4 protein-coding genes are annotated in these 6488 nt (G+C 70.6%); 2 read left to right on the top strand and 2 right to left on the bottom strand.

Annotated elements, in window-relative coordinates; all coding sequences use genetic code 11:
* Nucleotides 1–345: 345 nt before the first annotated feature.
* Both groL and groES read right to left on the bottom strand, forming a co-directional pair.
* Nucleotides 346–1974 carry a chaperonin GroEL gene (gene groL / locus ETD96_RS39000; RefSeq protein ID WP_138641517.1) on the bottom strand — a complete coding sequence of 543 codons (1629 nt, stop codon included), beginning with the start codon at nucleotides 1972–1974 and terminating at the stop codon, nucleotides 346–348.
* Between the two features lie 85 nt (nucleotides 1975–2059).
* A complete protein-coding gene (gene groES, locus ETD96_RS39005; RefSeq protein WP_089324409.1) occupies nucleotides 2060–2368 on the bottom strand; it encodes a co-chaperone GroES in 309 nt (102 codons plus the stop codon).
* A gap of 235 nt (nucleotides 2369–2603) precedes the next feature.
* On the opposite strand from groES, the gene ETD96_RS39010 reads away from it, so the two are divergent.
* Entirely contained in the window at nucleotides 2604–3830 is a 1227-nt protein-coding gene (locus ETD96_RS39010; protein ID WP_138641518.1) for a THUMP-like domain-containing protein, read from the top strand.
* Nucleotides 3831–4470: 640 nt separating this feature from the next.
* Entirely contained in the window at nucleotides 4471–6120 is a 1650-nt protein-coding gene (locus ETD96_RS39015) for an apolipoprotein A1/A4/E domain-containing protein (RefSeq protein ID WP_138641519.1), read from the top strand.
* Nucleotides 6121–6488: the final 368 nt, after the last annotated feature.

Below are 6488 nucleotides of genomic sequence, written 5' to 3' on the forward strand. Positions count from 1 at the left end.
GGCCGGACCTCCCGAGGGTTCGGCAGCGCGCGCGGTCATGGTCCCGGCGAAGCATCCCTCGGTCACGTCAAGCATGATGCCCAGCGCCGCCGGGCGTGTCTGCCCCGTCGTTGACAACGGAATGGTCACAGTGCTGGAACGAACCTGGGAATATTACGTCATGCGATCATTTCATTGCCACGCGTCACGAAAGATCAAACCGCCCACCGAATAAAGAACTTCCCAATCGGGTACATGGCAGCGACCCCCGTCCACCGGGTGGACGGGGGTCGCGGAGCCGGTCGGACCGGCGCGGCCTCTCCCACGCGGCCGGGGCGGACGGCCCCGGCCGGGACGCGGGAAGGGTCAGTGGCCGTGCCCGTGGCCGTGGCCGTGACCGCCGCCGGCGGCCTCCTCGGCCTCCTCCGGCTTGTCGACCACGAGCGCCTCGGTGGTGAGCAGCATGCCCGCGATCGAGGCGGCGTTGGTGACCGCGGAGCGGGTGACCTTCACCGGGTCGATGACGCCCTGGGCGATCAGGTCGCCGTACTCGCCGGTCGCGGCGTTGTAGCCGTGGCCGGCCTGCAGCGCCTGCACCTTGGAGACGACGACGTAGCCCTCCTGGCCGGCGTTCTCGGAGATCCAGCGCAGCGGCTCGTTGAGCGCGCGGCGGACCGCCTCCGCGCCGGTGGCCTCGTCGCCGGACAGGCCGAGGGTGTCGAAGCCCTCCTTGGCCACGTGCACCAGCGCGCTGCCGCCGCCGGAGACGATGCCCTCCTCGATCGCCGCGCGGGTCGCCGAGATGGCGTCCTCCAGGCGGTGCTTCTTCTCCTTCAGCTCCACCTCGGTGGCGGCGCCGACCCGCAGCACGCAGACGCCGCCGGCCAGCTTGGCCAGCCGCTCCTGCAGCTTCTCGCGGTCCCAGTCGGAGTCGGAGTTCTCGATCTCGACCTTGATCTGGTTGACGCGCGCGGTGATCTCGTCCGCGGAGCCCTCACCGTCGACGATGGTGGTGGCGTCCTTGGTGACGGTGATCCGGCGGGCGCGGCCGAGGTCCTCCAGGCCGATGGAGTCGAGCTTGAGGCCGATGGCCTCGCTGACGACCTGGCCGCCGGTCAGGGTGGCCATGTCGCCCAGCATCGCCTTGCGGCGGTCGCCGAAGCCCGGCGCCTTGACCGCGACGGAGGTGAAGGTGCCGCGGATCTTGTTGGCGACGAGCAGCGCCAGGGCCTCGCCCTCGACGTCCTCGGCCACCACGAGCAGCGGCTTCTTGGTCTGCGCGACCTTCTCGGCCAGCGGCAGGAACTCCTGCACGTTGGAGATCTTGCCGTCCACGATGAGCACGTAGGCGTCCTCCAGGACGGCCTCCATGCGCTCGTGGTCGGTGACCATGTGCGGCGACAGGTAGCCCTTGTCGAACTGGAGGCCCTCGGTGAACTCCAGCTCGAGGCCCATGGTGTGGGCCTCCTCGACGGTGATGACGCCGTCCTTGCCGACCTTCTCGAACGCCTCCGCGATCAGCTCGCCGATCTGCGGGTCCTGCGCGGAGATGGTCGCGACGTGCGCGATCTCGTCCTTCTCGACGATCTCGCGGGCCGACTTCAGCAGCTGGTCGGACACGTGCTGGGCGGCGGCGTCGATGCCGCGCTTGAGCGCGAGCGGGGACGCGCCGGCGGCCACGTTGCGGGTGCCCTCCCGGACCAGCGCCTGCGCGAGGACGGTCGCCGTGGTGGTGCCGTCGCCCGCGATGTCGTTGGTCTTGGTCGCCACTTCCTTGGCGAGCTGGGCCCCGAGGTTCTCGTAGGGGTCCTCCAGCTCCACCTCGCGGGCGATGGTGACGCCGTCGTTGGTGATGGTCGGCGCGCCGAACTTCTTGTCGATGACGACGTTGCGGCCGCGCGGGCCGATCGTCACCTTGACGGCGTCCGCGAGAGCGTTGACGCCGCGCTCAAGAGCCCGGCGAGCGTCCTCCTCGAACTCCAGGATCTTCGCCATGCGGATACTCCTCTATTACGCGATCCGCCCCGGCAGCCCCGCCGAAGGCGGCGCCGACCGGGGCGGGTGCATCACGTCTCGGTGATTACTTCTCGATGACCGCGAGCACGTCGCGGGCCGAGAGGACGAGGTACTCCTCGCCGTTGTACTTGACCTCGGTGCCGCCGTACTTGCTGTAGAGCACGACCTCGCCGACCTTGACGTCGACCGGGACGCGCTCGCCCTTGTCGTCGACGCGACCCGGGCCAACGGCAAGGACGGTGCCCTCCTGGGGCTTCTCCTTGGCGGTGTCCGGGATCACCAGGCCCGACGCGGTGGTGGTCTCGGCCTCAAGCGGCTGGACGACGATGCGGTCCTCAAGCGGCTTGAGAACAACCTTGGTGGCGGTCGTCACGATCTGACCTCCCCTTCGATTGGTCCTCGGCCGGCCACGGATGGCCGGCCAGCACATGTGACAGAAGAGGCGACCCTGGACCGGCCTGCCGTCGCGGGTGCCAGACCGACCTTGTCGCTGTTGTTGGCACTCTCAGTACGAGAGTGCCAGTCATGGAGACTATTCCGTGCTCGGGAGCCCGTCAACACGGACACGGAGGCACCGGGCGCCGTTCACCTGACGCTAACTTCGCTCCATGGACATCGCGTCGTTCCGGGCCCTGCGCACCCCCTCCGGCCAGGCACTCCTCGGCGAGGCGGCGGCGGCGGACGTCGGCGACGACGGATTGCTCGCCACGGCGACGCGGCTGCGCGAACGGCACGACCCCGCGCTGGTCGCCGCGGCGCTCACGCAGGTGCGGCTCCGGGAGCGGGCACGGGCCAAGTTCGGCCTGGACGCCGACCTCATGTACTTCACGCAGGCGGGCCTTGAGCAGTCCACCCGTGCGAGCGTGGCAGCGCACAGAGCGCGACGGTTCGCCGACCGGCTGGACGGCGCGCGTGTGCTGGACATGGGCTGCGGGATAGGGGCCGACCTCATCGCGCGGGGGCGCGCGGGCCTCACCGGGGAGGGCGTGGAACTCGACCCGTTGACGGCCGAGGTGGCGCAGGCGAACGTGACCGAATTCGGCCTCGACGCGTCCGTGCGCGTCGGCGACGCGACTGAGGCCGCTCTGGACGGCTTCGACGCGGTGTTCGCCGACCCCGGGCGCCGCACTGCACGGGGCAGGGTCTTCGACCCGCGCGCTTACGAGCCGCCGCTCGACGTCGTCCTGGACAGAGCACAGAAGGTCCCTGGAGCGTGCGTCAAGGTGGCGCCCGGCATCCCGCATGAAGCCGTCCCGGACGGCGCAGAAGCCGAGTGGGTGTCGGTCCACGGCGACGTCAAGGAGGCGGCCCTCTGGCTGGGGTCGCTCGCAGGGGACGTGGGCCGCCGGGCCACGCTGCTGTCGTCCGACACCGACCCGCAGGTCTGGACATTGACCCCGCAAGTATCGGACGGCCCCGATGTCCGCCCATGGGGCCGTTACCTATACGAGCCCGACGGAGCGGTGATACGCGCCCATCTGGTGGGCGAGGTGGCAGAACTGGTCGGCGGCGGGCTGGCCGATCCGCAGATCGCGTACATCACGTCCGACCGGCTGTCCCCGACGCCGTTCGCGTCCGCCTACGAGATCGAGGACGTCATGCCGTTCTCGGTGAAGCGCCTGCGCGCCGAGCTGCGCCGCCGCGAGATCGGGGTGCTGACGGTCAAGAAGCGCGGCTCGGCCGTCGACGTCGACCGGCTGCGCCGCGACCTCGGCTTCGCCGGGCGCCGGCCGGGGCACGGCGCCGCGGAGGCGACGCTGGTGGTCACCCGGGTCGGCCGCGATCCGGTCGCCCTGCTCGCCCGCGCCGCCGCGCCCGCTCCCCCGTCGGGCTGACCCGGCGACTGACACGGCGGGCTGACCCGCCCGGACCGGGGCCGCCCGGCAACCGTGCCCAAAGATCTTCCGCGCGGCCGGGCAACGCCAAGCGGGGCCGGGCGACGCGCCACGGCGGTGCAAATCATCGGCGTTTTCCGGCATCGCGTCCACCAGGGATTGCGGGCGCCCGGCAACGCGGCGGCTCCGGCCCCGAATCGGCGCGCCGGGACCGACGCGCCCGAAAACACCGGGACGGGTTCACCGGCCGGGACTTCGGCGCCGCGGAATACCCTCCGAAATAGGGCTTGAATCCGCCCCGTGCCGCCTCGCGGCCGCGGCCGCGCACCGGCGGGCCGCGGCCGCGCCCGGTTCGAGAACTGCCGATGTTGGACGAGATGTACGGACACGGCACCGTCCCCGACCACCGCGCATCCCCGCCGCATCATGACGATCAAGGCGTTTGCCGCGTAGCGGTGATCAACCCCGCTCCCGGCTAATTCTCACTTTCCACCCCAGCCGGATAACAGGCGCATTCCGCAGAACTCACAATCTTCTCTGCTACCCGTTTTAGCGGTCCCTCACACGCACTACAGTGGCCACCTCAGAGATTCATTTGCCGTGCGTCATTTCGTCGCGCCGGCACACGAAGGAGCATCGGGTGGAAACGAATCACAACTTCCTGCAGACGGGAGGTCAACCGGTCTCGGATCGGATGCGGGAGTTGCTCGCCCGTGCGGCGCAGGACCACGTCTATGAACAGCGCTCACAGGGTCAGGTCCTGGACGAGATTCGCCAGCGGCTGGAAGGCATGGAGTGGCTGCTCCGCGAGGTCCGCGAGCGGGAGCTCACCGGGCTGACCGGGCAGCTCGAGAGCGTCCGCGGGCAGGTCGACGAACTGTCCGGCAAGCCCCCGGAATGGGCCGAAGGACTGGCCGAGCACATCGAGTCGTTCGGCGAGCGGGTCAAGCCCGTCGCCGAACTGCCGGCGCTGTGGGCCGACGTCGGCGTCGTCGCCGAGAACGTCGACGAGGGCCTGACCCGCATCCAGGCCGTCCTCGACTCCGCGCAGCACATCACGGACGCCACGCAGCAGGCGTCCCAGCGCATGGACGAGATGACCAAGCGGCTCGACAAGCTCCAGGGCAGCATGGAGGCCGCGTCCGTCCGGTTCAACCGGCTGGACAAGTCGCTCGCCGAGCTGGGCCACCGGTCCGAGCGGCTGGAACACTCGATCAACGGGGTCACGGCCCGGGTCGACCAGGCGCTCGGCGAGATGGCCGAGCGGATGGAGCAGGGGCTGGAGGCGGTCAACGGCCGGGTCGAGGGCGTCGGCGGCCGGCTCGACGGGCTGGACGGGCGGCTGGACGGCGTCGACGGCCGGCTGGAGGGCCTGTCGGGCAAGCTGGAGGGCCTGGACGGCCGGTTCGAGAGCCTCGACGGCCGGCTCGACGGGCTCGGCGAGCGGATCGGCCGGCTCCCCGCCACGCTGGAGATCGCCGAGGTGCACCGGCTGCTGGCAGAGATCGCGCAGCGTCCGGCGGCCGAGTACGGCGACCGGTTCGACGCGCTGGAGAAGCACCTCGCCGAGGCGGTCGACCCGCTGATCGAGGAGCTGCGCGCCCGGCCGGACCGCGACGAGGTCAAGGCGACCATGTCGCAGATCGCCGAGACCGCCTACAGCGACGTCGCCAAGCGGATGGACGAGTTCTCCCGCCGCTTCGAGGACGTGCACGAGGACGTCCGCAAGCGCATCGAGAACATCCACGAGGAGGTCGCCAAGCGGGTCGACGTCGCGCTGGAGGAGTTCACCGCGCAGGTCGACATCGTCTCCCGCCGGGTGGAGTCGGTGCACGCGGACGTCGCCAAGCAGGTCGAGTCCGTGCACAGCGAGGTGGCGCGGCAGGTCAGCGGCGTCCACGACGACTTCGGCAAGCGGATCGGCGACATCCACGAGGACGTCACCCGCCAGGTCGGCAGCATCCACGAGGACGTCGCCAAGCAGGTCGGCAACATGCAGGAGGACGTCGCGCGGCAGGTCGGCGGCGTGCACGCCGAGTTCGCGCGGCGCGTGGAGAGCATGCAGGACGAGGCCGGCCGCCGGGCCGACGCCGCGCAGGCCGAGTTCGCCAAGCGCTTCCTGCACGTCGAGGACGAGGTGGGCCGCAAGGTCGACGGCGTCCACGACGAGGTCTCCAAGCAGGTCAACGCGGTGCACGAGGACGTGCTGAAGCGGCTGTCCACGCTGGAGGAGACGATGCTCGCGCTCGCCGAGGCCCTGCTCCGGCCCCGCCGCGAGCCGAAGGACTGACCGGCGATCGGAACCATCGGGTGGGGCCCGGCCGCGGGCCCCACCCGAGCCGCATTCGGATACCGGACGGAATCCGCGGCGTTTGTCCGGCAAACGCCCGCGACGACCGGAGATACTCCCTCACCCGACCCCGCTGACGTGCAATTTGTTACGTTCCGTCTTCGCAAAATCACTCCCAATACCCTTCGGAATCCGTTTTCATGGATCAGGTGACTCGCACACCGGCTGCCTGCCTGCCGACCGGAGCCCCGCCCGGCCACCCCACCCTGCGCTGGGTCGAGGAGTGCCTCGGCCGCGGCGCCGAGGTCCGCATGGTGCGGCCGCTCGCCGGCGGGACCGCGCACGCCAACCACGCCCTGCTCGTGGAG

Source organism: Actinomadura geliboluensis (assembly GCF_005889745.1).
GTDB lineage: Bacteria > Actinomycetota > Actinomycetes > Streptosporangiales > Streptosporangiaceae > Spirillospora > Spirillospora geliboluensis.